14 protein-coding genes and 3 pseudogenes are annotated in these 17,107 nt (G+C 50.1%); 8 read left to right on the top strand and 9 right to left on the bottom strand.

From position 1 onward, the window contains the following. Nucleotides 1–1,469 (bottom strand): recombinase family protein (locus D1159_RS16775; RefSeq protein WP_161846779.1); only part of this gene is annotated, 1,469 nt, incomplete at its 3' end. Between D1159_RS16775 and D1159_RS16780 the strand changes: the two are divergent. From D1159_RS16780 to D1159_RS16790, 3 genes and pseudogenes are all read left to right on the top strand, one after another. Then, a pseudogene (locus D1159_RS16780) lies at nucleotides 1,468–1,863 on the top strand (TraE family protein); the annotation flags it as partial. The gene D1159_RS16775 and the pseudogene D1159_RS16780 overlap by 2 nt on opposite strands. Nucleotides 1,864–2,011: 148 nt before the next feature. Continuing rightward, complete coding sequence (locus D1159_RS19835) at nucleotides 2,012–4,474, top strand: CHAP domain-containing protein (RefSeq protein ID WP_243152359.1); 2,463 nt, start codon at nucleotides 2,012–2,014, stop codon at nucleotides 4,472–4,474. Between the two features lie 72 nt (nucleotides 4,475–4,546). Further along, complete coding sequence (locus D1159_RS16790; RefSeq protein WP_161846766.1) at nucleotides 4,547–5,587, top strand: DUF6017 domain-containing protein; 1,041 nt, start codon at nucleotides 4,547–4,549, stop codon at nucleotides 5,585–5,587. Nucleotides 5,588–5,589: 2 nt separating this feature from the next. Here D1159_RS16790 and D1159_RS16795 read toward each other — a convergent pair whose 3' ends face one another. The 4 genes from D1159_RS16795 to D1159_RS16815 all read right to left on the bottom strand — a co-directional run bounded on the left by D1159_RS16795 (nucleotide 5,590) and on the right by D1159_RS16815 (nucleotide 7,976). Continuing rightward, complete coding sequence (locus D1159_RS16795) at nucleotides 5,590–5,832, bottom strand: helix-turn-helix transcriptional regulator (protein ID WP_161846767.1); 243 nt, start codon at nucleotides 5,830–5,832, stop codon at nucleotides 5,590–5,592. A 502-nt stretch (nucleotides 5,833–6,334) separates the two neighbouring features. Next, nucleotides 6,335–6,682: a helix-turn-helix transcriptional regulator gene (locus D1159_RS16800; RefSeq protein WP_161846768.1), complete on the bottom strand. Its 348-nt coding sequence runs from the start codon at nucleotides 6,680–6,682 to the stop codon at nucleotides 6,335–6,337. Nucleotides 6,683–7,247: 565 nt separating this feature from the next. Further along, nucleotides 7,248–7,553: a helix-turn-helix transcriptional regulator gene (locus tag D1159_RS16810; RefSeq protein WP_161846770.1), complete on the bottom strand. Its 306-nt coding sequence runs from the start codon at nucleotides 7,551–7,553 to the stop codon at nucleotides 7,248–7,250. Nucleotides 7,554–7,679: 126 nt separating this feature from the next. After that, entirely contained in the window at nucleotides 7,680–7,976 is a 297-nt protein-coding gene (locus D1159_RS16815) for a helix-turn-helix transcriptional regulator (protein WP_161846771.1), read from the bottom strand. Between the two features lie 201 nt (nucleotides 7,977–8,177). Here D1159_RS16815 and gpr point away from each other — a divergent pair, with 201 nt between their 5' ends. From gpr to D1159_RS16840, 5 genes and pseudogenes are all read left to right on the top strand, one after another. After that, the gene (gene gpr, locus D1159_RS16820) at nucleotides 8,178–9,056 is read left to right on the top strand and encodes a GPR endopeptidase (RefSeq protein WP_161846772.1); all 879 of its coding nucleotides are present in this window, start codon (nucleotides 8,178–8,180) and stop codon (nucleotides 9,054–9,056) included. Nucleotides 9,057–9,087: 31 nt separating this feature from the next. Further along, nucleotides 9,088–9,606, top strand: a complete 519-nt coding sequence (locus D1159_RS16825) for an SLOG family protein (RefSeq protein WP_161846773.1) — start codon at nucleotides 9,088–9,090, stop codon at nucleotides 9,604–9,606. A 276-nt stretch (nucleotides 9,607–9,882) separates the two neighbouring features. Further along, on the top strand, nucleotides 9,883–10,116 hold the full coding sequence (locus tag D1159_RS16830) for a hypothetical protein (protein WP_161846774.1): 234 nt from the start codon (nucleotides 9,883–9,885) through the stop codon (nucleotides 10,114–10,116). A gap of 36 nt (nucleotides 10,117–10,152) precedes the next feature. After that, nucleotides 10,153–11,031 carry a hypothetical protein gene (locus D1159_RS16835; RefSeq protein WP_161846775.1) on the top strand — a complete coding sequence of 293 codons (879 nt, stop codon included), beginning with the start codon at nucleotides 10,153–10,155 and terminating at the stop codon, nucleotides 11,029–11,031. 195 nt (nucleotides 11,032–11,226) lie between these two features. After that, nucleotides 11,227–11,799 (top strand): annotated as a pseudogene (locus D1159_RS16840) (DNA methylase); the annotation flags it as partial. Between the two features lie 51 nt (nucleotides 11,800–11,850). Here the strand turns inward: D1159_RS16840 and D1159_RS16845 are convergent. From D1159_RS16845 to D1159_RS16860, 4 genes and pseudogenes are all read right to left on the bottom strand, one after another. Beyond that, nucleotides 11,851–13,356, bottom strand: a pseudogene (locus D1159_RS16845) (recombinase family protein). 559 nt (nucleotides 13,357–13,915) lie between these two features. Further along, nucleotides 13,916–14,335, bottom strand: coding sequence for a sigma-70 family RNA polymerase sigma factor (locus tag D1159_RS16850; protein WP_160229135.1), 420 nt, complete (start codon nucleotides 14,333–14,335; stop codon nucleotides 13,916–13,918). Between the two features lie 491 nt (nucleotides 14,336–14,826). Then, nucleotides 14,827–16,629 (bottom strand): M56 family metallopeptidase, encoded by a 1,803-nt coding sequence (locus tag D1159_RS16855; RefSeq protein WP_161846777.1) that lies wholly within the window; start codon nucleotides 16,627–16,629, stop codon nucleotides 14,827–14,829. After that, nucleotides 16,626–17,107, bottom strand: a 482-nt coding sequence (locus tag D1159_RS16860; RefSeq protein ID WP_347563718.1) for a BlaI/MecI/CopY family transcriptional regulator, incomplete at its 5' end; no start/stop codon positions are given. The genes D1159_RS16860 and D1159_RS16855, both read right to left, overlap by 4 nt.

A 17,107-nucleotide genomic window follows, 5' to 3' on the forward strand; every position in this document is an offset into this window, starting at 1 on the left:
CGGGTGTTCGTTTCCTTATCCAGTTCGTGAATAAGAATACGGTCAATAAATTCATGGACGTTTTCGTAGGTCAGTTCTTCAATCGCTGTGTATCTGCGTACCAGTGCGACAAACCTTTTTACGTCCGCGCTGCGCTCGGTGGCGTTGTCGATTTCCTGTGACAGCTCCGCAATCCTCCGGGTCAGCGTCTTTTTTTCTTCATCATAGCCGGAAGTCAGAAAAGCAAACTGTTCATCTGAAAGTTTCCCTAAAGCGTTGTCCTCGTAGAGCTTGCGGAATAAGATGTTCAGCTCGTTAATACGGTTCTGCGCCTTGTCAAGTTCTTTCCGCTGCTGTGTCAGCGTCTTTTGTACTGCCTTTGCGCTGCACTCGTTGGCGGTTTCGATAAACTCCTGTTCATGCTCTTTCACATAAGACGTTACTCGCTGCAAGTCTGCAAGGACAAGTTCTTTCAATACGCTTTTGCGGATATAATGCGTAGTGCAGAGCATATCATTTCTTGCCCGGTTGCGGTAGTTGCCGCAAGTGTAGGCGTGTTTCCGTTCAAGCGTCCCGGCTCCGCGTACTGCATACATTTTGTAGCCGCAGTCCCCACAAAAGAGCAGCCCGGAAAACAGGTCAATTTCATCAACCTTTGTCGGGCGTTGCCGGGTGGCAATCCGCTTCTGTGCAAGTTCAAAGGTTTCTTCATCAATCAAAGGTTCGTGAGTGTTGGGGAAGAAATACCTTTTTTCCTCCGGGTTCTTTTTCGTCTTTTTCGACTTATAAGATACCTTGTAGGTTTTCCCGGTTATGGTATGCCCTAAATACTCTTTCCTTGTCAGAATGTCGTACAGTGTCTTATCCGGCCAGTTGTACCATGCGTTGAGCTGTGGGCGGGGGTGGCGTTTGCTCCCTGTCCTGCGGTAGCGCAGTTCCCCGACGGTCAATATCTCATTGTCCCGCAGCCAGTTCTGGATTTCACACATACGGTCGCCCCGTACATACATTGCAAAAATCTGTTTTACGACGTGTGCCGTTTCCGGGTCGGGTATCAGATGATTGCGGTTATCCGGGTCGATAAGGTAGCCGTAAGGAGCTTCGCCGTTGACGCGCTCGCCTTTCTGTGCCTTTGCCTGTTTGACAGCCCGGATTTTCTTTGAGGTGTCGCGGGCGTAAAACTCGTTGAACCAGTTCCGCAGAGGGGTAAACTCGTTATCTTCCCTCGCTGTGTCTACACCGTCGTTAATGGCAATGTAGCGCACTTCGTATTCGGGGAAAACAATCTCTATCAGTTCGCCGGTTTTCAGATAATTACGTCCCAGACGGGAAAGGTCTTTTGTTATGACGGTCGCCACGTTCCCGGCTTCAACCTCATGCAGCATGGCTTGAAGCCCCTCACGCTCAAAGCTCACGCCGGAAAATCCGTCGTCTACAAAAAAGCGTGTGTTGAAAAAGTGGTGTTCGTCAGCATACTTTTGTAAAATCAGTTTTTGGGTCTATATTGACGAGATCTATCTCCTTTTCCAGCACGAATACAGCGCAAATTTCCTGTTTACCCTGTGGAAACGGGTCAGAAAGTACGGAGCGTTGTGTACAGGCGCAACTCAGAACGTGGAGGATCTGCTCCAGTCCCATACCGCCCGGACCATGCTGGCTAACAGCGAGTTCCTGGTCATGCTGAACCAGGCGGCCACCGACCGGGCGGAGCTGGCGCGGCTGCTGAACATTTCAGACAACCAACTCTCCTACATCACCAACGTAGACTTCGGGCGGGGCCTCATCAAGTGCGGCAGCGCCATTGTGCCGTTTATGGACAATTTCCCGAAAAACCGGCTTTATAAGCTGATGACCACCCGCTTGACAGAGGTTGAGCAATCGTAACAGCGATAGGGAGCGGAGCCGTGTCCACAGCCTTGTTCGACCTTGGAGGAGGTGATAGATCATCGCAAAAATCAAGGAAAAATGCACGGTAAAGGGCAGATTAAAGAAGAAGGTTCAAGCCGCGCCGAAGGAGCTTGTTCGCCGCGGTTTGGATGACGGAACGGAGCGCCTGCGGGATCAGCTCCGGGAGACTGCCCAGCGGGGACAGGCCAGCGACTACGGCGGCGACCGAATCGAGGACACCGCCGTAGACGGAACGCGGCGGGTTGAACGCGACATAGAGGCTCTGTTGAAAAAGAAAAAGTCCGCCAAGGGCCGGGAGGCAGACAAAGCGCCGCCCACTGCGGCGGACCCGCCTACACAGGAGCCTATGGCAGATCCACTGCCGCTGGAGGTCTCGGCGGAGCGGCTCCCGCCGCATGAACCGCCCCCGCAAGAGCGGCCTCAAATCAAAACACGAGAGGTTGTTTCTGCCACAAAGAACAGCGCCGCCACTGTGCCTTCTGAAAGCGGCAAAGCCGGGCCAGCCCCTGCGGAGAAGATAACCCAGACATGGATGAAAACGAAAGAGTCCGCTGTCCATAGAAGATCCCACCCGGATGGGCCGCCTATTCCACAGGCCAAAGCAGATCTGCCTCGGATCAGGACGAAGGAGACGGTCATCCATGATACTCCTACAGACGCAGGATCAGCTCCGCGGGTGAGATCAGAACCGCCGCAGATCAGGACAAGAGAAACTGCTACCCATGATACCCAGCCCACGGAGCAGGCCACACGGCCCAAGCCAGGTTTGTCTCAAATCAAAACGAGGGAAACCGCCGCCCACAGCCCTCATACGCCACCCATGGAGCAGGTTCCACAATCGAAATTGGCGCTGCCCCAGATTAGGACAAAGGAGAGCGCCTCCAGCGCGCTTCCTGATCATAGGGCGGCTGCATTCCCTTCCAGCAGAAAAGGACTGCCGGAACAGCTGCCTATTAAAACCAGAGACGCCTACATCCAGAAATGGGCTGCGGTGGAACCAGAGACGCCGCCCCAGACCTTTATCCAAGGGCAGCGAAGGTTGATGCGGGATCGTGGCCAAACTACGGCTAAGAAGCGGGTGGAGGTTCAGCCCCTGGGAGATGGTGTTGTTTCCCAGGCTAGGAACGGTAAGGATGCGGTCTCTTCCGCTCCGGCACGGTATGGATACGCAGCGGACCAGGGCAGATCCGCGCCAGCTCAGACTGTGCGCAGCACTGCACGTCCAGGTGCTCCTGACACCCGGCCTGCGGGGAATCGTGGCCAGACACGCATCAAAACGGCACGTTCCGGAAGAAAGGCCATAGAACGCACCGCCCGCCAGACCATCAAGACGGCGGACTGCTCCTCCAGAAAGGCGGTCAAGACCACCCAGCGGACGGCGAAAACAGCACAGCGGGCCATCAAGACCGCCCAAAAATCTGCTCAAGCCGCCGCAACCACTGCAAAGGCCGCCCAGCGGGGCGCACAGGCCGCAGAAAAGGTTGCGGCAACCACGGCTAAGACTGCGGCAAAAGCCGCTGTGGCGGCGGTAAAAGCGGCCATTGCGGCCATCCAGACCCTGGCCGCCGCCATTGGCGCTGTGAGCCTGCCTGTGCTACTGGTTGTGGTGGTGATTTGTCTGGTGGGGTTAATTGCCGCCTCCCCTTTCGGTATCTTTTTCAGTATCTTTTTTCCAGACGGAGGAGACACCCAGGACGTGGTTACTCCATCGGCGGCAATTGCCCAGATCAACGGCGAGTACGCGGACAGGCTGTCCGCGCTCCAGACAGGAGGGGACTATGGCCGGGTGGAGATCCAGGGCCGCCCACCATCCTGGACAGACGTGCTGGCGGTGTTCGCCGCCAAGACTGCCGGAGGGGCGGACGGCACACAGGTGGCTGTCCTGGACCCGGATGTGGTAGAAAAGCTGCGGGCGGTATTCTGGGATATGACCAAGATCACCACATCGGAAGCTGAGATAGAGCATCCTGCCGAGGACGACACCTCTGCTTGGACGGAAACCGTACTGACCATCACGGTCACGCCCCGAACACCGGATGATATGCGGGTGTTTTACAGCTTTACAGCGGAGCAGAACGCCGCCTTGGACGCGCTGTTGGACGGAGAGAACCGCGCCATGTGGCAGGAGCTTCTCTACAGTTCCAGCGGGGAGATTGTGGCCGTGGCCCTCTCCCAGGTGGGCAATGTGGGCGGTCAGCCCTACTGGAGCTGGTACGGCTTCCACAGCCGGGAGGAGTGGTGCACCTGCTTTGTAAGCTGGTGCGCCAACGAATGCGGCTACATTGACGCTGGGGTGTTCCCCAAGTTTGCCAGCTGCTCCATAGGCTCCAGCTGGTTCAAGGCTCAAGGCCAGTGGCAGGACGGCAGCTATGAACCGCGCCCTGGTGACCTAATATTTTTTGATTGGGACAACAAGGGCGGTTCCGGCCCCCGGGACGGCGCTCCTGACCATGTGGGCATTGTGGAACGGGTGGAGAACGGTGTGGTCTACACCGTGGAGGGCAACTCCGGTGACAGCTGTCGTCAGAACACCTACAGCGTGGGTCACTATGAGATCTGGGGCTACGCAACCCCTGTTTATAACTAATTATCAAGAGGCTGGGAAACAAAATCTCCTGTTTCCCAGCCTAAAATTTTATGAATTTGGAGTGAAAAAATTATGGCAGTTTTTCGTGTGGAGCGTACTCAAAATTATACCGTCATGAGCAACTACCATCTGCGGGACAAGACCCTCTCCCTCAAGGCCAAGGGCTTGCTGTCCCTCATGCTCAGTCTCCCGGAAAATTGGGATTATACTCTGGCCGGTTTGGCCCGCATCAGCCTGGAGGGCAAGGACGCCATCCGAGCCGCCGTGGTGGAGCTGGAAAAGGCCGGATACATCCACCGCAGCCAGACCACCGACAAGACCGGCAAATTCAGCAGCAACGAGTACATCATCCGGGAGTACCCCGCAAACCAAACCCCGCCCACGGAAGGGCCGTCTGCGGCCCAGCCGTCGCCGGAAAACCCGACAACGGAGCATCCGTCAACGGGTTCCACGCAGACGGAGAATCCAACGCAAATAAAGAAAGATCCAGTAAAGAAAGAGAAAAAAATAATGAACTCAGTAAGTACGGATTCATTTCCCTTCCCTTCATCCCCTCCCGTCGTCGTCGCAAGCTCCGCATCCCCCGCTTCGCCGCAAGCGGCAAAGCTCACTCGCTGCGCTGCTCCTCCTCTCTCCACAGAAACCGCTGCGCTGGGTTTCTGCGGGGACCCCAAAATGCCGGCAGCGGCACAGCCGCCTGAAGCGAAGGGAAGGAAGCGGAACAGGAGCAGCGGGATGAGTCAGCAGGCGATGAACGCCTATCGGGAGCTGATCCGAGAGAACATCTGCTATGACGATTTTGTACAGGAGCGTCCGGATGACGCAGGGCAGTTGGACGAGATGGTGGAGCTGATGGTGGAGGCGGTCTGCTCCAAAAAGCAAAGCCTCCGGGTGGCGGGGAATGATTTTCCCCAGGCGGTGGTGAAATCCAGGCTGCTGAAGCTGGATGACCAGCACATCCGCTTTGTGTTCGACTGCCTCCGGGAGAACACCACCCAGGTGCGGAACATGAAGCAATACCTGCTGACTGTGCTGTACAACGCCCCAGTCACCATGGAGAACCACTACGCCGCCCAGGTCAACCATGACCTCTACGGCGGGGAGGCGGCGTAGCCTTACTGAATTTCCTGTTCCAGTGTATCAAACTCCGAGGCGGAGAAGAACTCACTCAATGTGATTTCAAGGCCATCACAGAGCTTTTTGAGCGTGGCAACTGTGATGCTGTTATTCCGGCCATTCACCAGATTATTTACTGTGGATTGCGTGACCCCACTCATCGTACATAACATATTGACGGATATTGCCCGCTCTTCACACAGATGCAAAATCCTCTCCTTTACCGCTATTCCAACTGTCATATGATTATCCCCCTTTGTATGGAGGATAACCAAGATTGCCCTTGCAACGATAACCCTTTTGAGTTAAAATAATTCAAAAGGGTTAATATTTTCGTTGAGGAAGTAGATGATTTGAAAATAGGGCTGAGAAATTGCACCTTTATGGGCCACTATCCGAACAAGTCCCCTTGAAAGTACAACGAGACAGACCCATACGGTGCATTGCGCTAAAACAACCCTGATTTTGGATAGAACTTTGTGCGCCCCTATCAGTATAGACGGTGCATAAAGCAAATCGCCGCGACATTGAAAAAGGGTAATGATGGAGTTAGCCGCGCTAGGAAACAGTATCGGAGCATTTGTGGTAAGGCAAATGCTCCGGTGTGCTTTACTTTACATAGAGAGTTTATTTCAGACTGTTATACCATACCAGATGAAATAGAGTGGAAAAGGTAGAAAAGTCCCTACACTGTTGACACGATGCAGGGTAATATGATAATTGTTTGGTTCTATATTAAGAAACTCAACTGTCAACTTCAAAATCTACCTTATTAAAAAAATCAACATTATTTCTCACAAACTGTAAAAACAATTTCTTCCTTTTAGGATTCATATTCTCAAGCAAACAATTCAGTTCCTCGCAAAGAGATACATCAATAACGGCCAAGTCATCTCTTAGTAAAGAATCAATGCTGACCTCCAAAGCATTTGCAATCGCCACAATCGTTTGGAGACTCGGTATATCAGTCGCTCTCTCAATTTTACCGATGAAGTCCTCAGATACGCCTACTTTATCCGCCAAAACTGCGATTTTCCATCCCCGTTCATTACGTTTTTTTCGTATGGCCACACCAAGTGCTGTATAATCCAAGCTTTTACCCTCCCTTCGCAAGGTTGGCAAGCTAACTATACAAGCCTTTCTCATCTTTTCAAAATAGTAATATACAGTAAACTTGACTATAGCTATTTTTGGTGTATATTTTTATGTGTGTCAAAGATGCTAATAATCTAAAATCCTCCCATACCAAAGCGAGGGAGGAAAATAATATATATTCTATTTGTAAATTCTATCTCATCCTGTAACTTACAAAAAGTTGTAAGAAAATATCAGCCTACAATAGAACTGGAAGCTGGAGTACTAGAAAACCCCTGTACCATTGATACGATACAGGGGTAACATGATAATCATTTAGTTTTATTGCTATTTTCAACTAACGGGGAGAGATTTGCAAGACATTACAAATTCACGTGAAAAGCCGGATGCTGGGAACTTTTGAACCAGACTCTATTTTTCGGATATGAACTGAACCCACATCGCATAGTTCCGCTAATTTGTCCGAAGTCATTCCAGCATGTTTACGGACTTCATATATACGTTTTCCCAATCCCGCTGCATCCATTTCACTCTCTCCTGTAGCTCACATGACACATAGTTATTAGATATTTTTAAATAACTGCATGAAAAGTGCTTGCTGGGTGTCCGTCAATGCAGCCCAACAGTCGAGAAGTTCTTTTTGCCCTTCCGTTAAAGATATTGTATCATTATCTGTGGCAAAAAATTGAGATAAGGTGATGCCAAACCCATAACAGACCTTTTCTAAAGTTTGTATTGTTGGAGTCTGATTTTTTCTATACCAAGTAGAGATTGTGGATTGAGACAATCCAGAATGCTGTGCCAACTCGTATTCTGACCACTTCCGCTTCAAGCGTAATCTTGTGATTTCGGCAAGAACATCTTTCAAGTTATCACCTCATTACTTCGCTATGCCGTTCATTATACTTAAATGGAACCTTGCATTCGAGTTGGTTATGAAGTATAATAAATACGGCAAAACGTAGTATGGAAAGAAGTAGCTCCTTAAAAATTTTTACTGCAATAATTCTTTTAGCCGATTCACAATATCCAAAATTGCCTGTTGCTGCTCTTTACTCAGGCCATCTAAATAAAAACAAGTACGATTGTCAAGCCCCATCATATAATCCAAAGACGTATTATACAATATTGCCAGTCTTGTAAATTGTTCAAGGCTTGGGGTGATGGTATTGCTTTCATACCCGCTTATTGTGGAGGGAACTACGTTCAGTCGCACAGCAACCTCTGTTTGTGAAAGCTTTTTAGCCTCTCGAAGTTCTCTCAGTCTTAACCCAAAATCATAAACCTCCACCCAATTCCCCCCTTTGGGGATAATTTTATACTACGATCTATCATTTATAATGATTAACTATATATGAATATATTATTTACAATGATAGTTTAGAGCTGCCAAATAAATTGTCATCAACATATCAATTTAGAGTATAACCTGTTTTATGCTATCGATACACACCACTTTTAGTCAATTAGTCAATAAGAAGGAGATGAAAAATTGCAAGATATAGATATTAACGGACTCAAGACTTCCGAGGAAGAACTGCATGGCTGTCAAGTAACCACCGTCCATGTCCAAACAGAGCAGGCGGCGAAACAGCTCAATCGAGTGGTTGGAAGCTACATCACCATCGAAACCAGCACGAAGCTGAATGAACATATGAAAATAGACGAGGTAGGGGAATGTCTGGACGAAATACTGGACCGGATGCTGCAGCCTTATTATGGAGGAAATCTGTGCATCTGCGGCATCGGCAACAGGGATATCCCCGCTGACGCGCTAGGGCCAGAGGTAACAGGCAATTTGCCGCTAATGGCGCTTACCGAGATTGAGGGGAAAGGCAATTTCCAAACGGTTTCTTCCATTGCGCCAGGGATAGTGTTGACCAACAACATAAACACCGATGTGATCATGGATGGGGTCACAAAAGCGGTTGGAGCGGACTGTGTACTGCTTGTAGATTCTTTGTTTTCAAAAGATCCCTCAAAATTGTTTCAGACGATACAACTTTCAACCAACGGTGGTTTCAGACAGAACCTGTCCGGTCGGAGAGCAAATTGGTCCGCCTTAGGCATTCCGGTAATTTCTCTTGGTATACCTATGGCTATCCCGTTGTCCGCTCTTTCGTCAGATCAAGACCTAGACAGTGAATTATTTACAAGTACAAAAGTTCAATCAGTGATCGATACCGCTGGACGAATTATCGCATACGCAATATTGCGGGTGTGCTGGCCCACGCAGTCTAAGGCGGAGTGCTTTGTCTGGTCTGGGTTGAACAAAAATCCTGTTCCTTACAGTTTTATGTTAGAAGGGGGGGACGGAAAAAGAGGAGAAAGAAAAAAGATAACGGATGGTAGGGCAGAAATAGCGATATAGATAACAGGGCTTAAAAATAGGGGGGATTATCATGAAATTATATTCCTGCGCCTTTACTGGCCACCGTCCGAAAAGTTTCCCATGGAAGTATGATGAGGGCGCCAAAGAATGTAGATTGCTAAAGGAAACCCTGTCCGAGCAAATCAAAATGCTGGTAGACAGAGGTGTGACAGACTGGTTCTCCGGCATGGCTTTAGGGGTGGATCTATGGGCGGCGGAGATTGTGCTGAATCTTCGTGAAAAAAATTCTGCGTTAAAGCTCCATTGCATCCTGCCCTGCGAGGGTCAGGAAATTAAGTGGAGTGATTTATCGCAGAAGCAGTATCGTTCTATCCTGGAACGGGCTGATGAGAGGTTTTATGTGAGCCAGGCATACACGGCGGATTGTATGTTGAAACGTAACCGCTATATGGTAGACCACTCCTCTATGCTTCTGGCCGTCTATAACGGTTCCCAACGCAGCGGAACCGGAGCAACAGTACGTTACGCCCAGCAGATGGACAAGGATATTATCATAATAGATCCTATCTCTCGGAATGTTACTGGCTGATAAAAATGTCTTACAAGGAAGCGAGGATGATTCCGAATGCCAGGCGTTTGCCCATACTGTGGCGGAGCTATTTTTTCTGAGGAGGCCAACTTCTGTAGCGATTGCGGCCACCAGCTCCGGGAACTCTCACCAGAAGATGCGGCCTTGGTACCACCAGAAGAGCAGCGGCAGATACCCATGCCTGTTGTCATGAAAGTTGTACCTAAGCAACCGGACTTTTTTGTATACTAGTTCGGTCCTATCTGCAAAGGAGGCTGCTATCTTTGGAAAATGATTATGCAGTTTTTGATGAGCGGTACAGGCATTGAGAGAACGAACTACGAGGATCTGTTCAAAGAAGTCTGTGCAAAAGAACATGTAGAGCTTACCAGCGCCAAGCGTTCTATTCAGCGGTTTATAAATAACGATTGGAAGCAAGGATTTCAGTGTCGATGGAAGAAATATACTGGATGGATCGAACCACAGCCGCCTGACGCGGATACAGCTATTCGCCTGATTCTGCAATCCTAGGTGGCGCGACAAAAATAGTATACGGAGGAAAACAATATGGAAAAGAGAGTTTATCGCCAATCCAGAAGGGAAATAATCGAGGGCTTAAAAAGTCCCCCAACATCCTCTAAAGACCTCCCTCCAGATCAGCTGCCGTTTGATCTTACCATGGAACTGGGATCTGTTATTAGGGCGGAGGAGATAAGCCCTGGTGTTTACAGCCTTCTAGCCCATAAAGGAGATGAGAACACAGAGTATTATGTAGTAACGAAGGACGCCCCAGCCATCTCCGATAAAGCCCGGTCCTATGGTCAGGTGTTCGCTGGGAAACCGGATCTGTGTGTTTATGATCAATCCTGGCCGGAGGACGGGCGATACATCATAGACTTTGAGATCTTTCGCTACCATAGAAAACATTGTCTGCCAGTGGATAAATACGGGGATTCTATTCATACTATCGCACTTTATGGAATGGAAGGATGTTCGGACTATTTTGGGGAATATCCTGTCCCTGGTAATACGCCGAGAGGCTATACCGTCCGCCACAAAAAAATTATCAACGGTGTTTACTGGCTGGAAACAGACCGCTGTGAGGAAATGCTGTCCATATGCTATCCAATTTGGAAAGCAGACCTTACATTTCAGGAACAAGACTTGGGCGAACAATTAGAGTATGATCAGATAAGGGGGATTGATACAACCCTCGGTAATCTTTTCTTTTCCAAGGAGTACAGCTGTATTCCCCTGCTTGAATTGAGCTTGATTTATTCGGAGATAAAAACGAACGGTGTAATTAATATGCCCGCTCTTTTTAATGCAGCTTTCAAATCTTATCCGGAATACACAACTGCTTACAATAAAGAACAAGCTGGATATAGACAAAACGCGCTCATTGAGGAAACCCCTGATGCAGGAACAGAATTTATTGAATTTTAATCTTGGTTATTCAGGATTTGCAAAGGAGGAGGCAGGTCGCTCTAGTCGATCAAAGAGAAATATAGTATCCAATCACCTGCCAGACTGCTTTAGAAAAGAACGGATAAGCAAAAAATTTCCATACTTATTGTCACTGTAAAAGTCATATGATACAATAGATCATCCGTATGGTAAGCACTGAGATGGGAGAATAGTATGGGAAAGGTTTATGCCGCCATTGATCTAAAATCCTTCTATGCGAGCGTTGAAATGGTTGAACGGCAGCTCGACCCGCTGACCACCAATCTTGTGGTAGCCGATCTGAGCCGGACGGAAAAAACGATCTGTCTTGCAGTATCGCCGTCCCTCAAAGCGTATGGCATCTCAGGCAGAGCCAGACTGTTTGAAGTGGTGCAGCGGGTGAGGGAGGTCAATGTTCAGCGCCAGCGGTGCGCCCCAGGTCGTATGCTTTCCGGCGTGTCCTGCGATGCGGAGATGCTGAAAGACTCCCCCAAATTAGCGGTAGACTATATCGTAGCCCCGCCGAGAATGGCCCTCTATATGGAGTACAGCACCAAGATCTATAGCATCTATCTGCGCTATCTCTCCCCGGATGATATTCACAGCTACTCCATAGATGAGGTCTTTCTTGACCTGACCGGCTATCTGAAAACCTACAAGCTCTCCCCCCGCCAACTGGTCATGAAAATGATTCTTGACGTGCTGAAGGAGACGGGGATCACGGCCACCGCAGGATTGGGAAGCAATTTATATCTTGCCAAGGTAGCATCGCTTGACAATGGTAAACACACCATTGAATAAGACGCTGGGGGCAAGAAATCAGATTTTCCACTCAAAAGAAACGCGCTCGGCGGTGGCCTGGACCTGGGAGAGAATGATGTCGGCCACCTGCCGCCGGTCGTCAAAGTCGATGTTGTCCCAATTCCCCAGGTGGGAGGACAGATACTCGATCTTTTGCGGGGAGACGCTTTCCGCGTTCAGCGCGGCAATCTCCTTAATCAGCCCTTGACGGCGGGCGTCCAGTTCCTCGATCTTCCCGTTGGCGTAGGACATCAAAACCGCGCTGGCCCCGGTCAGGGTGTTCAACAGCTTCTCGATCTCGTCCTCCACCTGGGCCAGCTCCACATTTAGAGCGGTCAGCCTGGGGTTGACTGTCTCGGCCTTGGCGGTCAACGTCTGAAACTCGGAGAGCTTATGTACCATCGCCTCATAGACAAACTGCTCAAACTCCGCCGTCCGAAGCGTCCCGCAGCCCTCGCAGCTCATATTGTCCGCCCGCTTGGTGCAATAGAGGTATTGGGTCCCCGCCCGGTTGCCCAGGCTTTTCAGCGCCCGTCCACAGTGGCCGCACTTCATCTTTCCGGCCAGCCAGGTATTTTTCGGCTTGCGCCCGCCCTGGAATGTGATGTTCGCCATCAGCTTTTTCCTGCACCGCAGTCAGGTATCAGCGGGAACAATGCCCTCGCTGGGGGCCAGTACAAGGATCTGATTTTTCAGCTCCTTGTTTTTTCGTTCCTGCACGTCCCGGCCCTGGTAGAGATAGCAGCCGTTGGTCCCGGCGAAGTCCGCCGCCTCGTTCACCACTACGGCCCCCTGCCCCTTGAAAAACTCGTACAGCTCCAGGTCAGCCTGGGCGTAAATCGGGTTGCGGAGCATTTGAGAAATGAAGCCCCGGCGCAATTCCTTGTCATACACCAGGATGCCCTCCTGGGCGAAGTACCGGGCGATGTCTCCGAACGACGTGGACGGCTCGGCGTACATCTCAAACATCAACCGGGCGATATTCGCCGTGGCGGGGTCCGGGATCATCATTTTCGTGCGGATGCCCTGGATGGTGGTGGGCTCCAGCTTGAAGCCGTAGGGGGCCGCGCCGCTCATGTGGAAGCCCCGCTGACACCGGGAATAGTAGGCGTCGGTCACTCGCTTCTGGATCGTCTCACGCTCTAACTGAGCGAACACGATGCAGATATTCAGCATGGCCCGGCCCATTGGGGTGGAGGTATCGAACTTTTCCGTAGAGGAAACAAATTCCACATTGTACTGCTGGAACAGCTCCATCATGGTTGCGAAATCCAGAATGGAACGGCTGATACGGTCCAGCTTGTAAACCACCACACGGCGGATCAGGCCCCGCTTGATGTCGGCCATCAATTCCTGGAAACGGGGGCGGTCCGTGTTCTTGCCGGAAAAGCCCTTGTCCTTGTAGTCCTTGAAATTCCCTCCCCGCAGTTCGTACTTGCAAAACTCGATTTGACTTTCAATGCTGATACTGTCTTTGCGGTCCACAGACTGTCTCGCGTAGATAGCGTCAATGCGATTTTCCATTGTCGGCTCCTTTCCGTATCGGAATGGAGCTGTCAACCTTTACAAGTATATTATACCAAAGACAGCCCCAAATCACAAGGATGTGGGGGAACGCAGAAAGACAGCACCCGAAAAAGTGCTGCCTTTCAACCTTGCTCCACATCTGGTCACGGTGTCCAGAGGCCAGCAGGAATCAATCCATTTCGATCTATAATTGATAAATGCTTGCGCCGTATTTGCCACGCACCCGGCACAGGGGAGCATCCCAGGCCGCCGGCGGCTCCGGCTGTCATAGCTCCGCAGGATTGCGAAGTTCCCCCGCAAGTCTATGGGAGGGCGTGAGCAAGTTTCATTGTCCCCCGCGCTGTCGTCGCGCCCGGTTTGCCAGGGCCGGGTCAAAGGTTCGCGCTAATCGCTCGGCCCGCTTCTGTCACCTCCTCAAGCGGGCTGTCCTGGCGGCGCGCCTTTTGTCGCTCATCACACGGGTTTTGTGCCTGGAATACTGTATATTCAGTTGTCCTCAAAAAACATATAAGCCTCCTTACCTATCAGGCGGTTTTTAGGCGATTTCGGATACCCCTCAATGAAAATTTTTCAAAAGTTCAGAGAGATTTTTCAGGCCCCGGCGGATACTGTCGCAAACGGCACTCCCCTCCACATTTTCGGCCCTGGCAATCTCGGACTTCTTCTTGCCCAAGATATAATGGGCATACACTCTCCGGGCCTGGATGGGCGGGAGCTGGTCAAGAGCGGCGTAGAGGACAGAACGGTTTTCCTCGTCCAGAATGATTTCCTCCGGGGTCAGGGGCGGGAACATCACATCCGGCTCAAAGCCGGGGTCAGCGTCCAGGGAGCACTCGTTATGCTCCCGCTTGCGGCGCTTGTAGCTGTCACACTGACGGCCCCCGGCAGAGAGCACAACGGCGATCTCGTCGGAGACTTCCAGGGTGATATTTTCGGTCATGTGGGGATAGTAGCGGTTCAATTTGATGGTTGTCATTATGTAACCTCCATTTCGATGTTGGCGGAAAGGGACAGATCGAAATGGAGGGGCGGGGAACGGCAGCGGGCCTCTGGACACCGTGTCCAGAAGCGCCGCCTGGATAGAAAAACGCCCGCATAGCGCAAGGCTACACGGACGTACCGGGGCGACAGGATATTACATTTTTAGCAGTTACGGCCAGGGCTTCCCTTTAGAGAGGGTGGGCTTTTTTTGACAGCAAACTATAAGAAAAGGACATGACAATACCTCCCGGATACCGTCGTGTCCTTAAAAATGGGCGACTTTAACACGCCCTCCGTTTTCCGTTTTTCAAAAGAAAGCGGCGGCTTTGAATTTGATATTTCAAAACCGCCGCAAGGCTACTTGTTCTTTTGTTTGGGCGCATAGATACCAGCCGCCGAAACAACGGTTTTTTTATTTACCGCTGGGCGACAATCACTTTTTGAATATCCCTGCAATACGTCTTTTACTTGATACGAATACTTGGTTCAATCGTTATCTTCCTGCCAGGTATTTTGCCACCAATCATCTTCCCAAGGCTTGCCCTGCCATTCGTCCTGCCACAAGTCTTTCCAGTCATCCGGGAAATTCGATGTGTCAAATGCGTCCGAGGTATAAATCCCCATTACACCGGAGCCTTTCCGTGTTATCTGAATTACATTAGCTCCAGTGCCATCTGTGAAGGTAGCCAAATTTCCACTTTCCTTGAAATTTTTCGGCCTATATATCTCGCCCCAACTGCCGTTATCTGTAATAGTCGCAGTGGTATTCTTGAAATCATCTTGGGAAATTAGCTGAAAATATCCACTGTTGGCTGTAGCGTCCACCGAGCCAGCGAAGCCCTCTGGCAAGGTCAAAAAGACGGACGCCATATTGAAGTTGCCTACAATATTGCCAGACCTGATAAGGTCGCAAGTCAAATGCCCATTGTCCACGTTCAAAGTTACATCCCCATACGCAATATCAGGAATATACAATTTGATGGTCTCAGCATTGTTGTTTGTATTTGTCTTGCATGATATCGACACGCTCCAGATATCCCGCTGTCCGTCAATGCGAGGCTCAACCTGATATACATCTTCGTTAAACTCAGCATAGATCTTGCTGCCCCGGGGAGCTGCCAACACATTGACGGCGGCGCTGCTGACATCCAGCGACAACGAGGGTCTGCCGGTGGTGTCCAGTGGCGTACCAGGGAGAGACGCTGCATGGGCGTTCGCCGTAGCTGGCCCCAGCGAATAGACACCAACAAAGGCCGCTCCCAAAACTACACACAGTGTCAGCAGGACAGTCAATATCTTAACCGACCTCGATTGTTCCCTAAACTTCATAATTGCACCTAACCTTTCTTTCAATAGCTGTTTATTTTCGCTTAAAGTAACAGCTCCGAGATTTTCCTTGTATCTCCCTACTGCCACCATAGCGTCAAGCAAAGTTTTCCCATAGTCCTGTGCGTTGCCGCTCCCCATTTTGGCAAGGACGGCTTCATCGCAGGAAAATTCACAAGCCTTGGTAATTTCCCGGCTCATAAGATGAACCAGCGGATTAAACCAATGCAGACAGACGGTAATTTGAACCAGCCATTTATAGAACATATCCCGCCGTTTGTAATGCGTCAGTTCATGCAGAACGATATAGCGAAAATCCTTTTCGGGAATGTCCGCGCTGGGCAGTACGATACAAGGACGGAAAAAGCCAATCAGCAGAGGGGAAGAAACCAACGGATTGACGCATAATTCAATGGGCTTTTTGATGCCCGACTGCTCCGCAACAATAGAAAGTCCGTCTAACCGCTCAATGTCAGAAACCGGGGTTAATCCAGCCTTGATATACCTCATAAAGCCCTGATAGATTGTTATTTTTCGTATCAGCAAGCCCAGCGCGGCCACCAGCCACACCAGCCAGATCTGATTGATTAACAACACTCCAATATCTTGAAGTGGGTGGGCAGTTGTTACATCATCTGTCGGACTACTTACCGTTTCATTGTGATGTTCCGCCCCAACAGCGGGAGCAAGATTGCTTTCCGGAGCGTTTAATGGGAGCTGTTGCTGCGGCGGTAAAGGAGCGGCCTGAGTAATTGCCTGATCTGCCGCCTGATAAGTTTTTCCCAGCAGACTTACTTCCGTCCCAAACGGGAGCAGCAGCCGCAAAACGACAACAAGCCAAATGTAATACTGCCATTGTCGGCTGATTTTGTTTTTCAAAAATTTCTTTCCCAAAAGTAGGGCCAGAATGAGCAAGCCGCCAGAAAAGGACATAGACAAGAAGATTTTCAAAACCGCATTCATTGTTTCTCCTTCCCTTTCTCCAACAGCTTTTTTAAGTCCTCGTATTCCCCGTCCGTCAGCAGATCGCCCATAATCAGATTGGAAACCAGACCTTTTGCGCTGCCCTCATAAATCTTGTCCAGGAAATTTTTCGTCTGTGCCGTCTGGTACTCCGCTTCCGAAACAAGCGTGGTATATTCATTGCGGCGTCCGATTTTCTTTGCACTTAGAAAGCCTTTGTTCATCAGCCGCGATAGGAGTACAATCAAAGTATTCTTTTGACACAGCTTGCCTCTGGCAGCTAGCCCATCCATGATATAGGGAAACAACGTCACATCCTCTGGGTTTCCCCATACGATTTTCATGATTTCAAGTTCGGCGTCGGAAATTTGCTGTACCACGTTTTTATCCTCCTTAATGTATATGTTTTCCGGAGGAATATCAGCTATTTCATACTTGTACTCAGCTACTTTGTCGTAACTTTGTTCTTCGTATGTCG

The sequence above is a fragment of the Pseudoflavonifractor sp. 524-17 genome (assembly GCF_009935845.1).
GTDB lineage: Bacteria > Bacillota > Clostridia > Oscillospirales > Oscillospiraceae > Pseudoflavonifractor_A.